This is a genomic window from Pseudanabaena minima str. Chao 2107, assembly GCF_051131155.1.
Taxonomy (GTDB): Bacteria; Cyanobacteriota; Cyanobacteriia; order Pseudanabaenales; family Pseudanabaenaceae; genus Pseudanabaena; species Pseudanabaena minima.
In genome coordinates, this window is record NZ_CP159508.1 from 1,792,958 (window position 1) to 1,815,559 (window position 22,602).

A 22,602-nucleotide genomic window follows, 5' to 3' on the forward strand; every position below is an offset into this window, starting at 1 on the left:
GCCGCCTTTTTTATTTGTTAGATATTGGCGATCGCGCTTCACCGTTCATTAAAAAGCGAGTAATCTTCTGCTCATATCCTGAACCATCGGGAAACTCAACCATTAGTACAGGATTTTTAATATTTTCAGATGGGATCTGGATCATGTACACATAATCACCATTATGAAATTCAAAATAATTTCCTTGGTTCGGATTGTAAGTTTTTGCAGTGACTCTTACCCCCTTAGTGCCATTTTTATTCACACTGCGATAATACCGAGGTTGAGAAATATCTCGAATATCCGCACAAACATATAGCCCAAAGTCTTTAGTTTCTGCATAGGCAAGAATTCCCCCAGTACCTTCACAGGTTTTGTCATTGATTAGCTCATCGGTCAAGCCAGTAGTTAAATTCTCGGCGATCGCCTTGTTACCATCGATCCCAGCATATACGGACAGAGCCAAGCTCAGCAGCAGAGTCGTCAAGGATTTTTGGAAAATAGATTTAATTAAACGCATCTCAAAACCTCATACTTTTGCAATTTGCAAGTGCAGAGATGCTCGTTGCCCAGATATTACTGTAACAATACTGAAAACCTTTGTAATCAGCTACTTTGCCTAACATAGCAATGTAAGTTTTTCTTAGGACATAAAACCCAAAAGATGAGTGGCGGCGCTTCGCGCCGCCACTCATCTTTTGGGTTTTGATTTGTCCTAGCTATAAGACAAAATGACGTATTTTGTCTTTTAAAAACCCTTGTGAAGAAGTAGCGTTGCGGCGCAAAGCGCCGCAACGCTACTTCTTGGTTTTATGTGTCTATTTCTTTGGTGAGAAGGGAGTAAGTAGCTAGGAGTAATTAATTACAAAGCAAACCCCGTAAAGCCTCGCCCCTGCGGGGCGAAACTTTACGGGGTTTGGTAATTTATTTTGCACAGGTATTTCCGCCTCCATTCTGATCGAGAGAAATTGCTATAGTTAATCCCAAAGACTTGACACGCATTCACTTCACTATGACCACGAGCCTCACTAACAACGAATCAACATTTCAAAAGATCGTGCGTCTTTTGCGTTGGCACAAACCCGCAGGAAGATTAATTTTGATGTTGCCTGCACTGTGGGCAACAGTAGCAGCAGCCAAAACCCAACACCAATTACCACCCCTTGATTTATTAGGTGTAGTGATTCTTGGCAGTTTAGCGACCAGTGCCGCAGGCTGTGTAATTAATGATCTCTGGGATCGCGATATTGATCCACAAGTCGATCGTACTAAAACCCGTCCTCTAGCTGAACGCTCTCTGTCAATCCAAGTAGGAATCGCAGTTTTACTAGTTGCAGGACTCTGTGCGTTTTTATTGTCAACCTACCTCAATCCTCTAAGCTTTGGGCTGTGCTTTGCTGCCGTACCTGTAATTGCCATTTATCCTGCTTGCAAGCGCTTTTTTCCATTACCACAGCTAGTACTTTCGATCGCTTGGGGTTTTGCGGTACTAATCCCGTGGAGCGCAGTTACTGGTGGGCTTGATCGTTATGCTTGGGAGCTATGGACAGCCGTGATCGCTTGGACAATGGGCTTTGACACAATCTATGCCATGAGTGATCGATTTGATGATCTTAAGGTTGGAGTTAAGTCTAGCGCCCTCTTTTTTGGAAGATATGTAACATTTGCGATCGGTGTGTTTTTAGCGATCGCCCTTGGATGCTTGATTTGGTTAGGTTGGGAGATCCAACTTGGTTACGCACACTACTTTGCTTGCTTGACGGCAGGAGTAATATGGATATGGCAATGTAACAGACTAAATCAAGCTGAAGTTCCTAGCGAGTTATATCAAAAAGCATTTGGTCAAAATGTCTGGATCGGCTTTATTATCCTAGCGGGAATGCTACCATCAGCTTTAAGCATCGGCTAAGAGAGCATACTACACAGTCTCATACTCCTGACGCATGATGTCTAGCTAGCCTCAGTCTGTTAGTATCTAAGTTATAGATAGTAGAAAAAATACATGAGCAATATTAAAGAGAAAATCCTAGAAGAAGTACAGCAAGCCAGAGAAACCTGCGAAGTTAGCGGTACTGGTTCAAAAGAATGTGCGGCTGCATGGGATGCAGTCGAAGAACTCCAAGCTGAGTCGTCACATCAAAAGCAATCAAAGGGTAAAAATTCCCTAGAAGTTTATTGTGACGATAACCCTGATGCCGCTGAGTGTCGCCTTTACGAAGATTAATTACTAAAAACTTGATAAGTATCTAGAACCTTTGGTTCACGCTGCGCGTGCGCCAGAGGTTCTAGTTTTTTATTTGAACTAAGAGGGTAAATACCCCACCGCTCTGCGGTGTGAGTATATTCTAGTAAAAAAGAATTTGATACCCCGTCCGCTTACGGCGGGGTAATTCATTTAGAAAATGGGACTAAAAGCGCCCCCTTTTCTATGTTTGATATGAAACGCTAAAATTTGTCTCTAAGCACGCAAATTTACAAAATTGTCAGTTACATTTAGAGTAAGGGACGCACGACTAAATAAAGAATCGATTTATAGTGTCACGGTGAACCCTCGTCACTAAAAATTGAGTATTTAATTTAATTTAATTACAGAGCCTTAACTTAGTTTAAGCTCCTGTAAAGTAGCAAAACACTCTGGAGATATGACTATTTTCAATGAGAGAATCGTATTGATGTGGGACATCTATAGTTGCTAGAGAAATTTGTAGCCAATCGGGAATAGGGTATGACACAACTAAGCGTTATGGACTTGGCAAAGCAAGGCGATCCCCATGCGATCGCAGCTTTGATCAATAGATCGCTAGCATCTAAAGGCATCCATGCTGAAGCTGAGCTAGAGGCAGAATGCCTAAAAATTTCCTTACAAGCAACCCAAGTACCGAATCAAAAAGCGGTTGTAACAATTATTCATAGGGGTATGATCGTTTTACAGGTCAAGCAAATCAAGCGTGTCAAAATTTTTACCTACCGCTCTGATAATCACTACTTAGCTTGGCAACATGAAATCGATCTACAGCGTGATCTAGGCGACGAATCTAAACAATCATTACCAACTCCACAGATTGCCAAGGATACTAGCGTCGCACAGGGTCAAAACACAGATCTTGTCAGTAATCCTAAAGGAGTCATCCTCGTGCAGAAGTTGTCTCAAATCCAGAAAAACCTCCAAGAATATCAAGATATTATTGTGCGCTTTACCGACGAACAGGTTGGTACTGTGCGTTGCTTAACTACGCTTACAGAATTAATTCAGGTAATTAGCCAGCCAAGTTTCTTATTTGCAGCTGTGGCTTCTAATCCTAATTTACGAAGCTTACTTGATACGATCGCTGAATCTAGTAAAACCGATCAGCATGGCGATCAAGTAATTACCAATCTATCAATATTACAGCCTGGACAACAATGGCAAAAAGCCAAAATCCGTCTAGTTACTAAGATATTTTTAGAACCTGCTGATCTTGTCCAAGATCTAGATGAGCCAGAAGTTCCACATCAAGGCATAACATTGGACTTGGTAGAAAGCAATCCTGAGCCTACTACTAAAGATCCAGAGATAGATTTAGCCAGTGCTAGTCCAGAAATTACTCAAGATCATTCTACCGATTCAATAGATCATTTAGACGCAGAATCTAATTTGGCAACAATTACAGCTAATTCGTTGTTTGACGATCCAGAAACATCATCACCAACTTTTGAAGAGAATCAGTCAATTCCAGAATCTATCCTAGATAATAATTTAGATTCAATTACAGCAGGTTCTTTATTTGATGATTTTCCAGAGCCATCACGATTAAGTTCTCAACCAGTGCAAATCGTTAATGATATAACTGAAAACTCTAATTTTTCGGATTCTTTATTCGATGACTTTATGAATGTGGATTCAGTAAATAGTTATCATGAGAGTGAAAATCTATCTATTGATCATGATCAAATCAACCAAGAAACAAATTTAGAAAATAAAGATGATGATTTGTTTGATAATTTCTCCGCTAGCGATCGCGCTTCTGATCTATCTATAGAATCAGATATAACCGAATTGGAAAGTGATATTGAGACAATTAAATCAAGAATTCCCAAACAAAATTTAGATAAATTGTTGCAGCTAATGGATGAGGAAGAACAAACTGGACAATCTCAAACTATTAACAACGCTATTGAGAAAGAAAAAATCAAATTAGGCTCAGATCTTGGAGCGACGACCATAGAGAGAATATTAGGCAATATGGAAACTATTTCCCTCAATGGCTCAGATTCAAAAGCTGCGTCACAACCTGCTTCTAATTTTGTCACTTTAGAAGATTTTTCAGAAGATTTAAATTCTATCGGTTTCTAAGAAACAAACTAAGTAACTGATGTTACATGGAAAGCTGAGATTATGGCTTGGAGACCAAGCCTCTACATTTACAAATATGTAGGGATTTGGTCTCCAAATCCTCTTTTAACTGATGTTACGTGGAAGGAATTCCTTTTATAGCAAAGGTTTAGGGCTGGCACGGGGGCCCAGCCCCTACAGTAACCTCTAAAATTTGAGGTAGGGGCAATGCCCCCGTGCTTGCCCTGCTTCGCTAGCAGCAAGAGGTCTACCATCTAAGTTCCACGTAACATCAGTTTTAAGTTGACATGGAAACATGATGACGATCTTCTTTCTACTTAACATCACCGAAAGCTTTTTGGTTTGATTGTTAATTTCCATAAAAGCACAAAATGGCTACGCCATTTTGTGCTTTTTTTATTGTTTCTCTTTTAACTGTTCGCAAATTTCGACTAAACGGAAGTCAGCAGGAAATTTCCCGTCTGCCTTAATTTGTTTGACATATTCTGACGGAATGCGCCAAAGTAATTTGCTATCTAGAGCCTTAATGACATCTCCGTGATCGATTACTCCAGCGACTGAACCCACAGGCGATCGCACAATTATATAACGCAATTGTTTTTGTTCCAGTAAATTTACAACCGTAGAAATTGGTGTTTTAAGCTCAACCGTATCAATTGCATCTAATGGTTTGACGAGAGCTTGCAAGGACTTTGCTTGCCACTCACTACTATCAATATTGCGAATCGCACCAGCCGAAATAATGCCGCGATCGCGACCATTTGATGAAGCGATATAAATTGGATTTGCGTCTTTCTCTTCCATTAACAAGAATTTGTCTGCAAATTCACGCAATGAGATTTCAGCATCAACTAGGCGAAAATCCCTTGTCATAGTAGCTTCAGCATTAATATCAAGTAGAGCCTGTTGTAAATTGTTGAGATAGAGATAGCCACCCGCACTACCAAATAGGAACCATCCGATAAAGATCAAAAACAATCCACCAATAGGACTGCTAAACATGACCAATCCACCCAAAATCATCGTCAAGATTCCGCAAAACTGCCCCGATCGCGCAGCCCATCGGATACCAGTAAAGCGATCGCCTGTGAGTTTCCAAACTACAGCTTTGAGAATATGACCACCTTCAAAAGGTAAAGCAGGAATAAGGCTAAACACCCCAAAGATCAGATTGATGCGAGCAATATTCAGCGCAATCATTGTCCAAATCGTGCGAATACTGCCAATACTATCGGGTAATGTTTCAATAGTTTTAGGATTACTAGAAAAAATCACATCCCCTGCAATTAGCCAAGCTGCCGTAAATCCAATCACACTCAAAACTAAGCTCACCAAAGGTCCAGAGATCGCAATACTAAATACAGAGAAAGGATCTTTGGCTTCTTGTTCAACTGTATTACCCCCACCCATAAATTGAATATTAATCGCGTTGATTTCTACGCCACGAGCCTTAGACATAACCGCATGGGCAATTTTATTGAAGGCGATCGACAAAAAGAAAAGCATGGCGGTGATAGCACCATAACCTAGCGAAAAAGACGGTGATAGCTTCGTATAGGCAGCACTCAGCCAAACAGCTAAAAAGCCGAGGACGAGAAACCATGATGAATCAATATATATGGGAATGCTAGAAATGCTGCCGATGCGGATACCGCCTCTCATGATGTGTCTGTCCTAAATTTTTGTACTGATTGGCGCTGAAAGCTTTTGATTACATTTTATCGCAATCATCAAAATGTTTAAGAATAAAGGCGTGCGAAGCAAGTCTTTATTCTTATTCACCAAAGCGTAGTTACGCTTTGGTGAATTAAAAACCAACCCCAGCAAGAGTAACTCCAAAACAAACAATAGTTCTACCATTTTTTGTTTTGGAGTTATACCAATTCACAAAAGAGTGGCAACACTTTCGTGAATTAAAAACCAAACCCAGTAAGGGTTTTACAGCGCTTTGCGCTTAATTAAACCCCAGATAAATTTTGGGAAGCGGCGCTCCGCGCCGCTTCCCAAAATTTATCTGTATTACTCAAAGCCTCAATAGGCTGTAAAAACACAAAATGGCTATGCCATTTTGTGTTTTGGTATTACTCTTGGGCATGAAGATAGGCGATCGCCTCTTCTTTAGTGTGGATTTCACGATCAATTATGGCAAATCTTAAGCGTTGTAATATTTCGCCCATTTGCTTACCAGTTGGATATCCAAGTTGCTGGAGATCTGCACCTGTTAAAGGAGATTTGACCATTTGCCATTGGCTAAGATAGCACCAGACAATGCGCCGTTGAGCAGATTCACATTTTACACCCACCAAGATTAAGGTCTGAGTGTCAAATTTTTGTAGCCTTTGGGTGATATATGACTTTTTTAAACCAATATTTGCCAAATCTAGCAAATATGTAGTTAAATCTGCTAGCTTCTGCTGCCTTGTTTTTTGTTCAGGGGTTAAACCAAGATCCAGTTGAGTCACGATCTGATGGGGCAAATAGGATAACAATAACTCCAAACCTAGTTGTATCGGTGCATAACTTTTGGTTTCTAATCGATTGAGCAACTTGAGCCAATATTGCGATCGCCGCCATTGATGCTGAAACGAATTAGCTAAATCTGCGGGTAGCTTTAAATCTGGATGAATACATCTCAATGCACCCAATTTTTGCAAGAGTTCAAACATTGCCCCAGACCTAGGCTCAGCAAGCGTATAAAGCAACTCCGATCGCAATCTAGCACCACCGATCGCGTCATGGATGCCACTAGAAGTAGTCTCGATAATTTCCCTGTAGGTTTCTGGAGCGATCACCAAATCTAGGCGCACAGCAAAACGCACAGCCCGAAATAATCGACGCGGATCTTCCTCAAAGCTACCTACACGAATGGCGCGTACCTGTTTATTGACTAAATCTGCTAGCCCATTGAAGCGATCAATTACTTCGCCTTTAATTCCCAATTGTGGATCTAGTTCTATAGCTAGAGCATTCACCGTAAAATCACGTCGCCACAGATCCTCTTCGAGAGTCGTCGCGATTACCTGTGGATTTGCACCTGCATAGGCATAAATCTCTCGCCGTGCTGTCGCCATGTCCATTTCAAAGTCTTGAGCAGCATCTTGCCAAATCAATGCTGCTGTCTGAAATTTTTCATGAATTTGTAATTTTGATGCAGGAAAAAGTTCGTGTAAAGCGATCGCCACTTTTATTCCCGCTTGCTCAGCTCCATCGAAAACTAAATCTAGATCTTTAGGGAAAGTTGGTGTTTTTTGATTTTGCCTAACAATGGCATCGCGCACAATTCCTCCAACCGCAAAAGCCCGTAAATTCAAATCATGGGCGATCTGTGCTGTTTGTAAAATAATTTGCCATTGCAAAAGACTAAAGAAGTCGGCAAAGTTTCGTAAATACATTCTTTTTAATTCTTTTGAACTTCTAACAAACCTATTTAATCTTTAACATTTTCATTAAATTATCTCTTAATTTGCAGAAATGATGACAGCACACATCATAATTCAATCTATAGCGTCTATTTAGTCTAGTGAAGTACGGGTTTGTTTCCCCGCCGAAGGCGGGGAAACAAACCTTTGTACCTCGCTTGCTTGAAAAGCGCTATAGGGTTTATGAAGATACTACTCAAAGATTAGCGGCTAATCTTTAGGTTTTAATGTCTATTTTTAGACTAGGAAGGGAGTAATCTTCAATCCCAATAAGAATTCCTTGTTTTTGATACTTTCTACCTTTTATTTTTTATGCCTAGCTGCTTAAGAGATCTAAATCTCCAAAGTGAATATCGTAGCGATCGCGGCGATCTAGTTCATGATTTTTATATTCCTTGTCTAGAGAATTCTAGGCTTTATAGCCGAGCCGTAGGATTTTTTTCAAGTACGTCGATGGCTTCAGTTGCTAGGGGATTGCTTGCGCTCATTCAGTCGGGGGGAAAGATGCGGCTGCTTCCCCCTGTTTGTCAGAACAGGATGCTGAAGCGATCGCTTTGGGGCTGAAGCAAAGAGAAGAGGTAATTACTCAAAACCTAATCCGAGAGATCGATCAAGAGTTTGCACAGGTAATCCAAAATCGTTTGGCTTGTCTCGCTTGGCTGTTGAGTCATAATCTATTGGAAATAAAACTTGCCATTAGAAAAGATATTCATAATCGAGGTATCTATCATGAGAAGTTGGGCATATTTGAGGATAATGCGGGGAATATTGTCGCTTTTACAGGGTCGGCAAACGAGAGCGCCAGCGCTTTGCTGGATAACTTTGAATGTGTAGATGTGTTCTGTTATTGGGATGAGGGAGTTAGAGAGCGCACATTGAGCAAAGCCGAAAACTTTCGGCGCTTGTGGGAAAATGAAACACCGATGTTAGAAATTATCGACTTTCCTGAAGCTGCAAGGCGATCGCTATTGCGGTTGCGTTCTGACAAGTTCCCCATCGATGAGTTTATTAAAAGATGTAACCAATCAATAATCGTTTCAATAAATTAATGCTTACATCGTTGAAAAGTTCTAGACTTTTTAAGAATTTCGCTCATATAGGGATTTGGGTGAAAGCTCTACTTCACCCAAAAGTCACACTTTGTCGCCGCAACGGTTTAAGTCAGATTGTTTAATTGGCTTCACCTGCTTACCCACATGAGCGAAGAATTTTGGGTTAGGTCGAATTATTACGAGTTAGTTTAGAATAAATATCTACATCAGCAGATATTTATTTTAGCAAGACAGGATTCAGTTGTATAGAGCAACAACTAAGGTAAAGATAAATCTACAATGAGGCTGAGATGGGCATTTATTTAGACACATTAGAAGATAATGATGAGTTGTCTGGATGGAAAATCGAACAAATCAGGCAAAAGCTTGGTATTCAGAGCTTACCTAGCAGAGAGTTACCTTCTATAATATGTCCTATCTGCCAAAGATTTTTCTTCACGGACGCGGAGTTAAACAACCATATATTTGAGGGACATAGACATGAATATGAGAACACAAATTTATTATTTCAACCGTCTAACCATGAAGCCTTTAACGAACTAGATCTTGAGCTACTCAATAACCTAGAAACTGAAATTGAATTATTACAGGTGAGAATAGATAGAAATGATCGGACAGTTGATGATGAATGGTGGCGATATCAAGACTCTATCTACACAAACACAGTCTCATTATCCCAATATCAAGCTGGATTTTTAGAGTATTTGAGGGGACATGATTTAGAGGTGAACCGTCATTCAAGAGATTTTGATGCCATCTCTGTGCATTTTGGCAGAGCTTATGGAAAGCTTCAATCTTTTACCACTTCATTAGCTCAATTAACCTGTAAAGCAATAGCTTTTAAAATGAATTGGTTTGATCAACATTTGAATGTGTCAGAAAATTCTGTGTTTTTCTTGGCATGGCATTTCTTTACCCAATCCTACGACAAAGTAAAAGAGGTTGACGATTTACCCCCCTTTGAAATGAGACAGAGCCAAGGAATTCTACTTGATGCTTTCCATTCTGACTTATTGGAAGCAATCAAAATGTATTATAGTGATCGCTCAAAAATCAATTATAATTGGATATACAGATTAGATAGGCTTCTCGAAGGAATAAGCAACCAAAACTATCTCTACAAGTTCTCTTTATTTAAAGCTAGAATTTATAGGGAATGGGGGGATATTCACAAAGCAAAAGAGGCTTATCGAATGATAAAAAATCATCCTGAATTTGGAAAGGAGGCAAAAGCATTCAATGGTTAATAATATCACTCAAAACTCTAAAGACAATAGCAAGAAAAAATCCTCGAAAGGCAAAAAAGAGCCAAGTTTTCAAATTAATATAAGTGAACCTAAATCGTCACAAGATTTATGTGAAGCAGTAAAGCAAATATCGATTCAACCTAATTGGAATAAATCTTTAGCTGAACGTTTTACAGCCATAATTGCTAATCCTAAACGACAATATCAGCTTGATAGCACACAAAAGCAAACCTTGATAAAATCGATACTCGGTTGTCCTTCAGAATATAAGGCACTAATTCATTTTTTGCTTTTATCAAAAAATTTTACCTCTGTAAATGGACTCCGAACATTAGATGGGATCACAGATGAAATTGTTGATTTTATCCAGAGTGGACTTGACTTAGAGCCTAGAATTAATAGTGTATTGCTCAATAATCAGGGAAATCAGGTTCTATTCAACTGGCTTAAAGAAAAATTAGCTAACAAAGAAGAAACTCTTAACCAAAAACTAGACTTCATTAGAAATTTAATTTCTTACTTAATTTATAAAGCAGATTTTTCTGTTGTATCAACTCGTATTGATATAGTTTTAAGTGCTTTTGCTGATGGTAGTCTTTTGGATAACCAACTTGAAAATACATCTTCACTAGATAAAATTGTTAAAAATAGAGTTAAAGCTATTACTGATTTATTTACTTTGGAAAAGCCTACCACTAATGAGGCAAAGCGTCTTACTTTGTTTGGAGGTTACAGTCAAGCTTTAGCAATTCAAAAGATGGATGAAGTTGATCAACTAGATAAAAGCTATCAAAGAGAGAAAAAAAATCGTCTTAAGGTTGAACAAGAAGTATCACAACTAAAAATATATTGTCAGAAGCTAGAAGATGAACTTATAAAATACAAAAAAGATTTGATCGAAGAACAAGAGAATTTGGAACATCAGAAAAAATTGTATGCTTATCTTAAATCTTCTAGTGAATCAGAGATTAGCCAACAAAAAAACTCAGTGTTAAATCAGTTGCAGAATCGTCTAGAGCATGAGCTTGATAAGCTAGAAAGATGTTTTATCAATCCTGAAAATTTACAGGCTAATGCACGTATTGCTCTAAAAATTATTGGTACAATAAAGAGTGAATTAGCTATATCTGAAGACAACAAATAAAAACATATGGTTGGATTTGGTATTGATTTTGGTACAACTAACTCAGTAGCTGCCGTGTTTGATGGGCAAAAAATTACTGCTTTTGTAGATAATATTAAACGTCCTCATCCATCTGTATTGTGGTATAGAGGCTCGGGGTTTCCTACGGTTGGACGTGAAGCAAAAGATAAAATCAGCCAATTTGGTAATGTACCAGGCAATTATTTCGTTAAATCTATCAAAAGTCGAATAGCAGAAGAAATTGAAGTTCAAATATTTGGCAAGTCGCATCACACATGGGAGATAGCAGGTAATATCTTTAGATTTCTCAAAGATTCTGCGCTAAAACAAAATTCTGAATATCCTGAAATCAAAGAAGCTGTTATTACAATTCCATTATATTTTAATGGCAAACAAAGACAGGCTATTCGCAAGGCATCTGAATATGCGGGTATTTCAGTTAAAAGCTTTATTCATGAGCCTTTCGCGGCTGTAATCGGCTATCTGTTTTCAAATCCTAGATCCGTAGATGATTTAAAAAGTCTTAAAGAGAATATTTTAGTTTTTGACTGGGGTGGTGGAACTCTTGATATTACTCTAGTTAAACTAGATTCAGGAACTATTTGTGAAGTCTGTAACGCTGGGCAGCCCGATCGATCAGGTGACTATTTTGACGAAAAATTGATGGATGATGTGATTGATAGATTCTGCAAGGAAAATAATATTAATCGTGATAGATTCAGATTTGATGATGGTATCCAGAGTATTTTATCTAATGAGATTGAACTTGCCAAAATTAAATTAAGCGATAAAGACAGCTCATCCGTATTAATCCCTGAGTTTTTATCGCTTAACGACCAATCTTATTCTCTAGAATTAGATATTAGTCGAAGTCACTTTGAATCTCTGATTAATCTTGATATTCAAGATGCTATGAGTCTAGTTGATCAAGTTTTGCATAGTTCTCGTATAAATTCCTCACAGATAGGTCAAGTACTACTTATTGGTGGAACTTCTAAAATTCTATTACTTGATCAAATGATGAGAGATAAGTTTGGAACAACCAAAGTTCAACGAATTTCTAATGCTGATACAGTTATTGCTGAAGGTGCGGCTATTATTTCATTTAATAATTGGCAGCCTTATCTAGTAAGACCCATTTGCATTCAACTATCAGATGAAAGTCACTATACGATATTTGACAAAGGTACTATCCTTAAGCCCGAAGTTGCTCAGAAAGAAATCAAGTTCTTTTGTACAGATAATCGAGAAGGGGAAGGTGTTTTAATCATGGCTGACGCTTATGAACTCGGTAGGTATCAAGTCAAAGAGCCAATTATTAGAGTTCCTGTTTCTAAAGTGTTAAGAGACGTATATCAAGAAAAAGTTATGGCTGATATTCGAGTTGATAGAGATATCATTCTGAGAGTTAGTGCTAGAGGCTCAATAAAAGGAGAACCAGTCTATGCTGAGTTTCATGATATTTGTTATGGTCTTCGCTTTGCTTAAATTTATTTTGTAGGAAAATATGCTCCAGTCAAACTTGCAAATAAAATCAAACTTGATGATTGACGATGGAAGAAAACAATCTGTTTATTTTTCTGGTGACTTTGCCTACGAGTTAAGACCAAGTAGCTTTGATACAAGAACTCAGAGGCAATATTGGAGTGAAAAACAAATTAATGAGTATCAGCAAACACTTAAATGCCGAATTTGTAAGCGATCCTGCGCTGGAACTTGTGAATTCCAGTAGAATCAATTCCCCAATTGGCAAATCAGCTTGTGGTGATGGTTTCTAAAACCCAGTGGCGGGTGGAAGTTGCCGAGGAAATGACTCCTCGCGTGGGTAAAGAATATGTGTTTGTATTCAACTCTAATAAGCCTGACACTCAAACCGATGACATCGTTCTCTATGGCAAGAGCTATCCGCTAGTGCGAAAGAGTGCCTATGATTATGAATATACCGAAGTCTTGGAGGTGAATCATGGTTAATACAGTTACTACGGTTTCTAAAGCAGAGATTGTCAGCGATCGCTGGATTAAGGCAACTTGGGACGAGTTTTTAACGCTTGCGGACGATCCTGCTCATGCAGAAATGGCTAGGTTTTATTATGATCGCGATACAATGAGAATTGAGATGGCGGCTAATGGTTCTTTACATGGGCGCAATAATTCGGTTGTTTATGATGTGATTAGTCTATTTGCGATCGCTAAAAATATTCGCATTCTCAAGCTGACAAATACCAGTTTTCGGAAAACAGGTTTGCAAGAATGCCAGCCTGATTGCTCTTTTTATATTGGCGATAGTTTTTTGTTGCCACCTCAAAATAACAGTTCTATCGATCTTGATAGTTTTGAGATTCCTCATTTAGTAGTGGAAATCGCTACAACATCCCTGAATGATGACTTGGGGCGCAAGCGGATTTTGTATGAGCAGTTGGGAGTAAAGGAATATTGGGTAGTGAATGGCGGCGAGTCACAGGTTTATGCTTTTGAAATGTCAGGGGAGCGTAGTGGCACAATTAGAGAGTCACAGGTTTTAGAGGGTTTGAGTATTGCCATAGTTGAAGAGGCACTTAAACGCAGTCTAACAGAAGATGATGGCGCGATCGCGAGATGGTTATTGCAGACTTTTACAGTCTCACCAGCCTAGGTTCTGTTCACATTCTCGAAATATCGATTGCAGCAGTCCTAATACTCTCTCTAAGTCCCCTGTGGCATGGGGCATGGTTTCATAGACAGCACCAGCGATCGCTAGTTTATAGGCTTTCCATGTATCACCATTTGTGACGATCCCAAATACATCTATTTGTTTACCAATTTGATTGTTTCGCCATTGACAAGCTTGCATTTCTACTAAACATTGCGCTAATCCCTGCTCAAAGTCATCTTTTTTTGCTTCGACAATGCAGAGAAATGGAGCTTCTAAATAGGCTTTGCGTTCGGCAATTAGATAGTCGGCTGCACCTGTGGCAATATCTGAAGATAGCGCCGCCCCCTTCCAGATTTTGAGATGTTCAAAGCTAATAATTGCTTCTTCACAAATTGCGTCGATAACTAACTTTTTTGATTCTTCATAATTTTGCAGATCGAAGCATTGTTCTAATCGTTTTAGGCGAATTCGGAGAAAGTCACTGGGTGGACAAGATTGAATATCAATATGCCATCTCTGTAATTCATCTATGTGCAGCAGCTTAAAGGCTTCAGCATAGCGAAAATGCGAAAATCCTTTTTTCTTTTCAGGTTTGATGTTTTTAGTTTTTGTTGGCATAGTTATAAAATTTATAGATGTGACACAAAGGCAGTAATCATAGAGATAGATTGTTGCTGAGTAAGGATTAATATCGATCTTGTAAATTTGTGTAAATGTTAGCATGACATCTAATCACAGCATTTTTCCTGAATCTTATACGGAGTTGCTTGTTGAGGTAAAACAAAGGATTCGGACTGCTCAATATGAGGCTTTGAGGGCGGTTAATCGGGAGCTAGTGATGCTTTATTGGGATCTTGGCAGGATGATTGTCACTCGTCAACAAGGAGAAACTTGGGGAAAGTCGGTGGTGGAGCAGTTGGCTAAAGATTTGCAAGCTGAGTTTCAAGGTGTCAGTGGGTTTTCTGCGCGTAATATCTGGAGAATGCGTGATTTTTACGTGACATATCATCTCAATACAAAACTGTCACCACTGGTGGCAGAAATTGGATGGTCGCATAATTTAGTAATTATGGAGAGATGCAAGGATGATTTGGCGCGTGAGTTTTATTTGCGAATGACGCGCAAATTTGGCTGGACAAAGAATGTGTTGATTCACCAAATCGAGAATCAAACCTATGAAAAGACTTTGCTGAATCAGACAAATTTTGATATGACTCTATCGGAGGATATTCGCGATCACGCTAAGTTGGCAATTAAGGATGAATACACTTTTGATTTTCTAGAATTGGGTGATGAACATAGTGAGAGGCAGCTTGAGACGGCGATTTTGGCTCAGGTTGAGCCATTTTTGCGAGAGATGGGTGGGATGTTTGCGTTTGTGGGTAGTCAGTATCGGTTAGAGGTGGGGGATGATGAGTATTTTATCGATTTGCTGCTTTACCATCGACATTTGCGATGTTTGGTGGCGGTTGAGTTGAAGATTGGGAAATTTAAGCCTGAGTATGTGGGTAAGATGCAGTTTTATTTGGCGGTGTTGGATGATAAGGTACGGATGGATGATGAGAGGCAATCGATTGGGATTATTCTCTGTAAGTCAAAGGATAAGACGATTGTGGAATATGCTCTGAAGGATGCGAGTAAGCCTATTGGGGTGGCGACTTATCGGTTATCAACGCTGCCGAAGGATTTGCGGGATCAGTTGCCTGCGCCTGAGCAGGTGGCGATGTTGTTGAATGGTATTGAGGAGTAATGCTCTATTGTGATGTGGGCGCGATCGCTTGTTGATGATGGCTGGTTTGATGGTGACTGAAGTTAATGAATCGATCGCTTGTGTGTAAGATGTTTTTAGATTGGGTATTGAGGAATAAGTAAGAATGGCTGATGCAAGGGTAAAGATCGCGAAGGATAAGGCGGAATTGGGGGCAAATAATGAGCATTCGTAGAGTTTATATTGCTGAAGACAAAGCTGAATTAGTACGGTCTTTAAGATCTGCCGAAAACCCCACTGCGCCATTTCAGACCTATGCTGATGTGATGACTTTTGCGGCTGTTCTTGGCGCAAAACGAGGAAAAAAGACTCCTCTTGGCAAAACGTCGAGAAAAGAACCCGATCCAATTCCTCAAGATCAGTTCGTAGCTAGAGGTTACGAACCTGTAATCAATTTAATTGCGATCACCCATACCAAAGATCCTAAAAGTCTTGCCCTTGACGAAGAATCTGGAAATATCCGCGTTCAAATTTTTGAAGAGTATGCCAATGGAGGGCTTGAAGTTTTACAGAACACTTTACAAGGAAGTGTGGATTATACAGATGCAATTTTGTTGATGCTGCTAGCGGAAAAAGATCAAGAATCTTTAGAAGATTTCGATTTGAGTAGATTTCTATGAGCAAAGATTTACTGTTCTATTCCAAAAAGTTTGCGAAGTTGCGTGTAGACCGTGTGCGGGGAATTGCACCACATAAACCAATATTGCTTTTATCTGCGATCGCGCTAATCCAACAGGGAATAATCAGACAAAACCGAATATTTTTATCACCTGAATTAATCGCCACCTTTCTCAAATATTGGAGCTTTTTGGGTTCAGAATCGCATCGTGCAGATATTGCTCAGCCGTTCTTCCATCTTCAAAGTGAAGATTTCTGGCATCTCAAAGCAAAGGCTGGATTTGAACCTGTAATTAACTCTAAAGTGAAAATTAAAACCTTGAATGGTTTGAGAGATTCGGTGCAATATGCTTACTTTGATGATGAACTTTTTGAGCTAATTCAGAATCTCTTATCAAGAAATAGTTTGATTGATATCCTTGTAAATACTTGGTTTTCTGATAAATCGTCACAAATTGAACAACTTTTTCAAATCAACTCCTTTCAAGAATTTCAAGATCGCTTACGAGAAAAAGGTGGTGCTGTCTATTCAGTTGATGAAGTAGAAGATGAATCTAAATTAATCGTGCGAGATGCTGCCTTCCGTAGAATAGTTGTCTCAGCTTATGAATATCGATGTGCATTTTGCGAGTTACAGGTTCTCAATTCACTAAATCAACATATTGTCGATGGAGCGCATATTAAGCCGTTCTCACAGTTTCGAGATGATCGCTTTGATAATGGACTTTCACTTTGTAAAAATCATCACTGGGCTTTTGATCGAGGTTGGTTTACCGTTGATGATGATTATAGAATTGTTGTCTCTAACGATCTAAGGGAAGAATCGCCTCACGCACAAACAATGCGAGATTTTCACGGTCAGAATATCGTTTTACCAGCACAACAAAGCTATTTGCCAAGAATCGAAGCTTTGCGATGGCATCAAGAAAATGTTTTTAATCGGGGCGATCAACTCTTTTTAGAGTATTAATCACTCATATATAGATTTTTAAATTCTTTTGCTGCGTTGGGATTAATTTTTTCCAGAGCCGCAACGATCCGCAAAACTGTTTCAGAATTAGGATCTCTAACTTCATTAGTCCAACGATAAATATTTGAACGACCAACGCCTAGAGCATTAGCCAGATTTGTTTGGCTAATACTATATTTTTCAAGAACTTGTCCGAGTGTTTTACCTGCTTTACCCATACCTTTGATCGTGTCAGAGGATGTTTAGCCTGTAAAGAAATGTGTCCAAATGGACTACAAAGATGTATAATTTTGTAGTCCATTTGGATTCGTGCGATCTATTCGTAGACTAATTGGACTACAAAACTTTTACTATTTAATTGCTAATGCCATGAGCTACCAAGAAATGCTTCACCCTTGGGCGATCGCTCGTCCTCTCCCCAATAATATTCAAAGCGTAATTGTCGGCAGATTTCGCCGCAGAGTAGATGCTGAAGAACACTTAAAGTTTTTACGGCGGCGCATCCCTACGGTTAAATTCTTTATCGTTTTTGACTGTCAGACAAATCTGCTGTGATGCAGTGAATTAGAAAGTTGCGCTTAGTGCGTTGCTATATATTGAAAGAGTATATGCCCTGTTAAATAGCTAACATGATGAAGAAATGGTTTAATACCGCAGGTCCTTGTCAAGCTGACATTCACTATATGCTGCCAGCAAGCGATCGCCTTCCTGAATTAGTCGATCTAATCGATCAGCGTAATTACTTCGTCATCCATGCCCCCAGACAAACAGGCAAAACCACAGCGATGATGTCACTAGCCCAATCACTAACCGCCAGTGGCAGATATAACGCCGTCATGGTGTCAGCAGAAGTAGGGTCAGCCTTTCCCGATGAACCCGAAAAAGCAGAACAAGCAATCCTATCAGCATGGCGAGATGCCGCAGATTTTTGGTTGACAGACGAATTAAAACCACCCATTCATAATCCTAATCAACCGCCACAACGCATCGGTAATTTTTTAAAAGTATGGTCAGAATTATCCCCAAGACCATTAGTAATCTTTATCGACGAAATAGATTCTCTCCAAAATCAAACCTTAATTACAGTATTGCGACAACTAAGAGATGGCTTTCCTCGTCGTCCACAGGGATTTCCCCAGTCAGTTGCATTAGTGGGAATGCGAGATGTCCGCGATTATAAATACGCATCAGGAGGAGGCGAGCGCCTAAATACCTCAAGCCCCTTTAACATCAAAGTACGTTCCTTCACACTGAGTAATTTCAGCCTTGCAGAAGTAAGAAATCTCTATCAACAACATACAGAAACCACAGGACAAATATTTACACCAGAATCAATAGATTTAGCTTTTCATCTAACACAGGGACAGCCTTGGCTAGTCAATGCGATCGCCAAAGAAATCACCGAATATATCGCCAAAGATCCTCATATTCCAATTACACCTGAACTCGTTAACCAAGCCAAAGAGATTTTAATTCAAAGACAAGATACCCATTTAGATAGCCTAGCCGAGAGGCTGCGAGAAGATAGAGTAAGGGTGATTATGCAGCCAATTTTATCAGGGCAAGAATTGGTGAATACTCCAGAGGATGATCTGCGCTATGTCTTGGATCTAGGGCTTTGTAATCGGGATAGCCGAGGCGGTATCCAAATTGCTAACCCAATCTATCGGGAAATCATTCCTAAAGTATTGGCAGCAATCACGATCGCCTCATTAACCTCAATATCACCAACATGGTTAGATACTAACGGTAAACTAAATGCTCAAGCACTTTTAGATTCTTTCATCGATTTTTGGCGGCAGCATGGAGAGCCACTATTTAAAAGTACGCCCTATCCAGAAATTGCCCCCCATTTAGTATTAATGGCATTTTTGCATCGTGTCGTCAATGGTGGTGGTAGTTTGGAGCGGGAATATGCAGTTGGCTCAGGACGAATGGATATTTGTTTGCGCTATGGCAAGGTGACTTTGGGAATGGAGCTAAAAGTATGGCGTGATCGCAAGCCAGACCCACTTAATGAAGGCTTAAAGCAATTGGATAAATATCTATCGGGATTGAATTTAGATACAGGTTGGTTAGTAATTTTTGATCGCCGTGAGGGTTTGCCTCCACTTAGCGATCGCACTATCACTGAGAGCGCAATTAGTCCCGCAGGGCGAGATATTACCGTCATTCGGGGATAATTCATTAAGCAGTTGATGCTTAATTAAGTTAATAGCCTTCAGGTATATGCTGATTTACGATTGTTTGCATTATCCTAGGTGAATATGATGAAGAAATGGTTTAACACCGCAGGTCCTTGTAAAGCTGACATTCACTATATGCTGCCAGCAAGCGATCGCCTGCCAGAGCTAGAGCAGTTAATCGCTCAAGAAAATTACTTCGTCATCCATGCCCCAAGACAGACTGGCAAAACCACCGCTATGATGGCATTAGCGCAGGAGCTAACCGCTAGTGGTCGATATACATCGGTGATGCTATCTCTTGAAGTTGGTGCAGTCTTTTCAGACGATGTGGGAGCAGCCGAACTCGCTATTTTAGATGAATGGAAGCAATCGATACGGTTTCGTTTGCCTAGAGAATTACAACCGCAGCAATGGTTAGAAGCAGACGCAGGTGCAAGAATTGGCACAAACCTAAGCAACTGGGCAGAACAATCTTCCCGCCCGTTAGTCGTCTTTTTAGATGAAATTGACGCTTTGAGCAATGAAACATTAGTTTCTGTATTAAGGCAATTAAGATCGGGTTTCCCAAATCGTCCGCAGGGCTTTCCCCAATCAGTTGCATTAGTGGGAATGCGAGATGTCCGCGATTATAAATACGCATCAGGAGGAGGCGAGCGCCTAAATACCTCAAGCCCCTTTAACATCAAAGTACGTTCCTTCACACTGAGTAATTTTAGCCATGCAGAAGTAAGAAATCTCTATCAACAACATACAGAAACCACAGGACAAATATTTACACCAGAATCAATAGATTTAGCTTTTCATCTAACACAGGGACAGCCTTGGCTAGTCAATGCGATCGCCAAAGAAATCACCGAATATATCGCCAAAGATCCTCATATTCCAATTACACCTGAACTCGTTAACCAAGCCAAAGAGATTTTAATTCAAAGACAAGATACCCATTTAGATAGCCTAGCTGAGAGGCTGCGAGAAGATAGAGTCAGAGCGATCATTCAGCCAATCCTTGCAGGTCAAGAATTACCAGATGTGCCACAGGATGACGTGCGCTATGTTTTGGATTTAGGTTTATGTAGTAACGAGAATGGATTGGCGATCGCTAATCCCATTTATCAAGAGGTACTGCCCAGAGTGCTTGCCTATGTGACATCTGCTTCAATGGGATATATTCAACCAATTTGGCTCACTGAACAGGGAGAATTTGTACCTGAATGCTTGTTAGAGTCATTTCTAGAATTTTGGCGACAGCATGGAGAACCATTGTTTAAAAGTACCCCCTATCCAGAGATTGCTCCCCATTTAGTATTGATGGCTTTTTTGCATCGGGTGGTCAATGGTAAGGGGACTTTGGAACGCGAATATGCGATCGGTTCGGGAAGAATGGATTTATGTTTACGTTATGGCAAGGTGACTTTGGGAATGGAGTTAAAAGTATGGCGAGACAAGAAACCAGACCCACTTAATGAAGGTTTAAAGCAATTGGATAAATATCTATCGGGTTTGAATTTAGATACAGGTTGGTTAGTGATCTTTGATCGCCGTGAGGGTTTGCCGCCGCTGAGCGATCGCACTACCACTCAGAGCGCAATCAGTCCTGCAGGGCGAAATATTACCGTGATTCGCGGATAAATAATTTGCTAAGTTTGAATTATATTAAATGGCTGACATGAAGAAAAAATGGTTTAACACCGCAGGTCCTTGTAAAGCTGACATTCACTATATGCTGCCAGCAAGCGATCGCCTGCCCGAATTAGTTGATTTAATCGCCCAAGAAAATTACTTCGTCATCCATGCCCCAAGACAGACAGGCAAAACCACAGCGATGATGACCCTTGCCCAATCACTAACCGCCAGTGGCAGATATAACGCCGTCATGGTGTCAGCAGAAGTAGGGTCAGCCTTTCCTGATGAACCCGAAAAAGCAGAACAAGCAATCCTATCAGCATGGCGAGATGCCGCAGATTTTTGGTTGACAGACGAATTAAAACCACCCATTCACAATCCTAATCAACCGCCACAACGCATCGGTAATTTTTTAAAAGTATGGTCAGAAATTTCGCCCCGACCATTAGTTCTATTTATTGACGAAATAGATTCTCTCCAAAATCAAACTTTAATTACAGTATTACGACAGCTAAGAGATGGCTTTCCTCGTCGTCCACAAGGATTTCCCCAGTCAGTTGCATTAGTGGGAATGCGAGATGTCCGCGATTATAAATACGCATCAGGAGGAGGCGAGCGCCTAAATACCTCAAGCCCCTTTAACATCAAAGTACGTTCCTTCACACTGAGTAATTTTAGCCATGCAGAAGTAAGAAATCTCTATCAACAACATACAGAAACCACAGGACAAATATTTACACCAGAATCAATAGATTTAGCTTTTCATCTAACACAGGGACAGCCTTGGCTAGTCAATGCGATCGCCAAAGAAATCACCGAATATATCGCCAAAGATCCCAATATTCCAATTACACCTGAACTCGTTAACCAAGCCAAAGAGATTTTAATTCAAAGACAAGATACTCATTTAGATAGCCTAGCCGAGAGATTGCGAGAAGAACGAGTCAGAGCGATTATTCAACCAATCCTTGCAGGTCAAGAATTGCCAGATGTGCCACAGGATGATGTGCGCTATGTTTTGGATTTAGGTTTATGTAGCAATGAGAATGGATTAGCGATCGCTAATCCCATTTATCAAGAGGTACTGCCCAGAGTGCTTGCCTATGTGACATCTGCTTCAATGGGATATATTCAACCAATTTGGCTCACTGAACAGGGAGAATTTGTACCTGAATGCTTGTTAGAGTCATTTCTAGAATTTTGGCGACAGCATGGAGAACCATTGTTTAAAAGTACCCCCTATCCAGAGATTGCTCCCCATTTAGTATTGATGGCTTTTTTGCATCGGGTGGTCAATGGTAAGGGGACTTTGGAACGCGAATATGCGATCGGTTCGGGAAGAATGGATTTATGTTTACGTTATGGCAAGGTGACTTTGGGAATGGAGTTAAAAGTATGGCGAGACAAGAAACCAGACCCACTTAATGAAGGTTTAAAGCAATTGGATAAATATCTATCGGGTTTGAATTTAGATACAGGTTGGTTAGTGATCTTTGATCGCCGTGAGGGTTTGCCGCCGCTGAGCGATCGCACTACCACTCAGAGCGCAATCAGTCCTGCAGGGCGAAATATTACCGTGATTCGCGGATAAATAATTTGCTAATTCTAATTTGCCAATTCAAAGGCTTTGG

General features: G+C 40.0%; 22 protein-coding genes. 17 read left to right on the forward strand and 5 right to left on the reverse strand.

The window, feature by feature from the left end:
* Positions 1-10: 10 nt before the first annotated feature.
* Positions 11-499 carry a hypothetical protein gene (locus ABM313_RS07905; protein WP_434687103.1) on the reverse strand — a complete coding sequence of 163 codons (489 nt, stop codon included), beginning with the start codon at positions 497-499 and terminating at the stop codon, positions 11-13.
* A gap of 492 nt (positions 500-991) precedes the next feature.
* Here ABM313_RS07905 and ABM313_RS07910 point away from each other — a divergent pair, with 492 nt between their 5' ends.
* The 3 genes from ABM313_RS07910 (at position 992) to ABM313_RS07920 (ending at position 4,312) form a co-directional block, all read left to right on the forward strand.
* Positions 992-1,888 (forward strand): 4-hydroxybenzoate solanesyltransferase, encoded by an 897-nt coding sequence (locus ABM313_RS07910; RefSeq protein ID WP_434687104.1) that lies wholly within the window; start codon positions 992-994, stop codon positions 1,886-1,888.
* 93 nt (positions 1,889-1,981) lie between these two features.
* The gene (locus ABM313_RS07915; protein ID WP_094532186.1) at positions 1,982-2,203 is read left to right on the forward strand and encodes a Calvin cycle protein CP12; all 222 of its coding nucleotides are present in this window, start codon (positions 1,982-1,984) and stop codon (positions 2,201-2,203) included.
* 501 nt (positions 2,204-2,704) lie between these two features.
* Positions 2,705-4,312: a hypothetical protein gene (locus tag ABM313_RS07920; RefSeq protein WP_434687105.1), complete on the forward strand. Its 1,608-nt coding sequence runs from the start codon at positions 2,705-2,707 to the stop codon at positions 4,310-4,312.
* Between the two features lie 396 nt (positions 4,313-4,708).
* Here the strand turns inward: ABM313_RS07920 and ABM313_RS07925 are convergent, their stop codons facing one another.
* Both ABM313_RS07925 and ABM313_RS07930 read right to left on the reverse strand, forming a co-directional pair.
* A complete protein-coding gene (locus tag ABM313_RS07925; RefSeq protein ID WP_434687106.1) occupies positions 4,709-5,974 on the reverse strand; it encodes a site-2 protease family protein in 1,266 nt (421 codons plus the stop codon).
* A 419-nt stretch (positions 5,975-6,393) separates the two neighbouring features.
* Positions 6,394-7,704 (reverse strand): CCA tRNA nucleotidyltransferase, encoded by a 1,311-nt coding sequence (locus ABM313_RS07930; protein WP_434687107.1) that lies wholly within the window; start codon positions 7,702-7,704, stop codon positions 6,394-6,396.
* Between the two features lie 339 nt (positions 7,705-8,043).
* Here ABM313_RS07930 and ABM313_RS07935 point away from each other — a divergent pair, with 339 nt between their 5' ends.
* The 7 genes from ABM313_RS07935 (at position 8,044) to ABM313_RS07965 (ending at position 13,806) form a co-directional block, all read left to right on the forward strand.
* On the forward strand, positions 8,044-8,295 hold the full coding sequence (locus tag ABM313_RS07935) for a hypothetical protein (protein WP_434687108.1): 252 nt from the start codon (positions 8,044-8,046) through the stop codon (positions 8,293-8,295).
* Positions 8,256-8,780: a hypothetical protein gene (locus ABM313_RS07940; protein ID WP_434687109.1), complete on the forward strand. Its 525-nt coding sequence runs from the start codon at positions 8,256-8,258 to the stop codon at positions 8,778-8,780. The genes ABM313_RS07935 and ABM313_RS07940 overlap by 40 nt, the downstream gene beginning before the upstream one ends.
* Before the next feature lie 293 nt (positions 8,781-9,073).
* Positions 9,074-10,030 (forward strand): hypothetical protein, encoded by a 957-nt coding sequence (locus tag ABM313_RS07945; protein ID WP_434687110.1) that lies wholly within the window; start codon positions 9,074-9,076, stop codon positions 10,028-10,030.
* Positions 10,023-11,174 carry a hypothetical protein gene (locus ABM313_RS07950; RefSeq protein ID WP_434687111.1) on the forward strand — a complete coding sequence of 384 codons (1,152 nt, stop codon included), beginning with the start codon at positions 10,023-10,025 and terminating at the stop codon, positions 11,172-11,174. Before ABM313_RS07945 ends, ABM313_RS07950 begins: the two co-directional genes overlap by 8 nt.
* Positions 11,175-11,180: 6 nt before the next feature.
* Entirely contained in the window at positions 11,181-12,662 is a 1,482-nt protein-coding gene (locus tag ABM313_RS07955; RefSeq protein ID WP_434687112.1) for an Hsp70 family protein, read from the forward strand.
* 279 nt (positions 12,663-12,941) lie between these two features.
* A complete protein-coding gene (locus tag ABM313_RS07960) occupies positions 12,942-13,145 on the forward strand; it encodes a hypothetical protein (RefSeq protein WP_434687113.1) in 204 nt (67 codons plus the stop codon).
* Entirely contained in the window at positions 13,138-13,806 is a 669-nt protein-coding gene (locus ABM313_RS07965) for a Uma2 family endonuclease (protein ID WP_434687114.1), read from the forward strand. Before ABM313_RS07960 ends, ABM313_RS07965 begins: the two co-directional genes overlap by 8 nt.
* Here ABM313_RS07965 and ABM313_RS07970 read toward each other — a convergent pair.
* Positions 13,795-14,424: a hypothetical protein gene (locus ABM313_RS07970; RefSeq protein WP_434687115.1), complete on the reverse strand. Its 630-nt coding sequence runs from the start codon at positions 14,422-14,424 to the stop codon at positions 13,795-13,797. The genes ABM313_RS07965 and ABM313_RS07970 overlap by 12 nt on opposite strands.
* Positions 14,425-14,527: 103 nt before the next feature.
* On the opposite strand from ABM313_RS07970, the gene ABM313_RS07975 reads away from it, so the two are divergent.
* The 3 genes from ABM313_RS07975 to ABM313_RS07985 all read left to right on the forward strand — a co-directional run bounded on the left by ABM313_RS07975 (position 14,528) and on the right by ABM313_RS07985 (position 17,162).
* Positions 14,528-15,556, forward strand: coding sequence for a PDDEXK nuclease domain-containing protein (locus tag ABM313_RS07975; protein WP_434687116.1), 1,029 nt, complete (start codon positions 14,528-14,530; stop codon positions 15,554-15,556).
* A 179-nt stretch (positions 15,557-15,735) separates the two neighbouring features.
* Positions 15,736-16,194, forward strand: a complete 459-nt coding sequence (locus tag ABM313_RS07980; RefSeq protein ID WP_434687117.1) for a DNA phosphorothioation-associated protein 4 — start codon at positions 15,736-15,738, stop codon at positions 16,192-16,194.
* A complete protein-coding gene (locus ABM313_RS07985) occupies positions 16,191-17,162 on the forward strand; it encodes an HNH endonuclease (protein WP_434687118.1) in 972 nt (323 codons plus the stop codon). The genes ABM313_RS07980 and ABM313_RS07985 overlap by 4 nt, the downstream gene beginning before the upstream one ends.
* On the opposite strand, the gene ABM313_RS07990 is transcribed toward ABM313_RS07985, so the two are convergent.
* Positions 17,159-17,380, reverse strand: a complete 222-nt coding sequence (locus tag ABM313_RS07990; protein WP_434687119.1) for a helix-turn-helix domain-containing protein — start codon at positions 17,378-17,380, stop codon at positions 17,159-17,161. The two genes, ABM313_RS07985 and ABM313_RS07990, sit on opposite strands and share 4 nt — an antisense overlap.
* Positions 17,381-17,471: 91 nt before the next feature.
* On the opposite strand from ABM313_RS07990, the gene ABM313_RS07995 reads away from it, so the two are divergent.
* From ABM313_RS07995 to ABM313_RS08010, 4 genes are all read left to right on the forward strand, one after another.
* Positions 17,472-17,717, forward strand: coding sequence for a hypothetical protein (locus tag ABM313_RS07995; protein WP_434687120.1), 246 nt, complete (start codon positions 17,472-17,474; stop codon positions 17,715-17,717).
* 77 nt (positions 17,718-17,794) lie between these two features.
* Positions 17,795-19,345 carry an ATP-binding protein gene (locus ABM313_RS08000; protein ID WP_434688409.1) on the forward strand — a complete coding sequence of 517 codons (1,551 nt, stop codon included), beginning with the start codon at positions 17,795-17,797 and terminating at the stop codon, positions 19,343-19,345.
* An 87-nt stretch (positions 19,346-19,432) separates the two neighbouring features.
* Positions 19,433-20,977: an ATP-binding protein gene (locus tag ABM313_RS08005; protein ID WP_434688410.1), complete on the forward strand. Its 1,545-nt coding sequence runs from the start codon at positions 19,433-19,435 to the stop codon at positions 20,975-20,977.
* Positions 20,978-21,014: 37 nt separating this feature from the next.
* Positions 21,015-22,562, forward strand: coding sequence for an ATP-binding protein (locus tag ABM313_RS08010; protein ID WP_434688412.1), 1,548 nt, complete (start codon positions 21,015-21,017; stop codon positions 22,560-22,562).
* The last annotated feature ends 40 nt before the right edge of the window (positions 22,563-22,602 follow it).

Excerpts from the sequence above, each read along its gene's own strand:
- ABM313_RS08005 (WP_434688410.1), top strand. The coding sequence starts at position 19,433 with ATGAAGAAATGGTTTAACACCGCAGGTCCTTGTAAAGCTGACATTCAC.
- ABM313_RS07950 (WP_434687111.1), top strand. The coding sequence starts at position 10,023 with ATGGTTAATAATATCACTCAAAACTCTAAAGACAATAGCAAGAAAAAA.
- ABM313_RS07955 (WP_434687112.1), top strand. The coding sequence starts at position 11,181 with ATGGTTGGATTTGGTATTGATTTTGGTACAACTAACTCAGTAGCTGCC.
- ABM313_RS07980 (WP_434687117.1), top strand. The coding sequence starts at position 15,736 with ATGAGCATTCGTAGAGTTTATATTGCTGAAGACAAAGCTGAATTAGTA.
- ABM313_RS07925 (WP_434687106.1), bottom strand. The coding sequence starts at position 5,974 with ATGAGAGGCGGTATCCGCATCGGCAGCATTTCTAGCATTCCCATATAT.
- ABM313_RS07930 (WP_434687107.1), bottom strand. The coding sequence starts at position 7,704 with ATGTATTTACGAAACTTTGCCGACTTCTTTAGTCTTTTGCAATGGCAA.
- ABM313_RS07960 (WP_434687113.1), top strand. The coding sequence starts at position 12,942 with ATGGTTTCTAAAACCCAGTGGCGGGTGGAAGTTGCCGAGGAAATGACT.
- ABM313_RS07985 (WP_434687118.1), top strand. The coding sequence starts at position 16,191 with ATGAGCAAAGATTTACTGTTCTATTCCAAAAAGTTTGCGAAGTTGCGT.
- ABM313_RS07990 (WP_434687119.1), bottom strand. The coding sequence starts at position 17,380 with ATGGGTAAAGCAGGTAAAACACTCGGACAAGTTCTTGAAAAATATAGT.
- ABM313_RS07970 (WP_434687115.1), bottom strand. The coding sequence starts at position 14,424 with ATGCCAACAAAAACTAAAAACATCAAACCTGAAAAGAAAAAAGGATTT.
- ABM313_RS07935 (WP_434687108.1), top strand. The coding sequence starts at position 8,044 with ATGCCTAGCTGCTTAAGAGATCTAAATCTCCAAAGTGAATATCGTAGC.
- ABM313_RS07965 (WP_434687114.1), top strand. The coding sequence starts at position 13,138 with ATGGTTAATACAGTTACTACGGTTTCTAAAGCAGAGATTGTCAGCGAT.
- ABM313_RS07975 (WP_434687116.1), top strand. The coding sequence starts at position 14,528 with ATGACATCTAATCACAGCATTTTTCCTGAATCTTATACGGAGTTGCTT.
- ABM313_RS08000 (WP_434688409.1), top strand. The coding sequence starts at position 17,795 with ATGAAGAAATGGTTTAATACCGCAGGTCCTTGTCAAGCTGACATTCAC.
- ABM313_RS07910 (WP_434687104.1), top strand. The coding sequence starts at position 992 with ATGACCACGAGCCTCACTAACAACGAATCAACATTTCAAAAGATCGTG.
- ABM313_RS08010 (WP_434688412.1), top strand. The coding sequence starts at position 21,015 with ATGAAGAAAAAATGGTTTAACACCGCAGGTCCTTGTAAAGCTGACATT.
- ABM313_RS07915 (WP_094532186.1), top strand. The coding sequence starts at position 1,982 with ATGAGCAATATTAAAGAGAAAATCCTAGAAGAAGTACAGCAAGCCAGA.
- ABM313_RS07905 (WP_434687103.1), bottom strand. The coding sequence starts at position 499 with ATGCGTTTAATTAAATCTATTTTCCAAAAATCCTTGACGACTCTGCTG.
- ABM313_RS07945 (WP_434687110.1), top strand. The coding sequence starts at position 9,074 with ATGGGCATTTATTTAGACACATTAGAAGATAATGATGAGTTGTCTGGA.
- ABM313_RS07920 (WP_434687105.1), top strand. The coding sequence starts at position 2,705 with ATGACACAACTAAGCGTTATGGACTTGGCAAAGCAAGGCGATCCCCAT.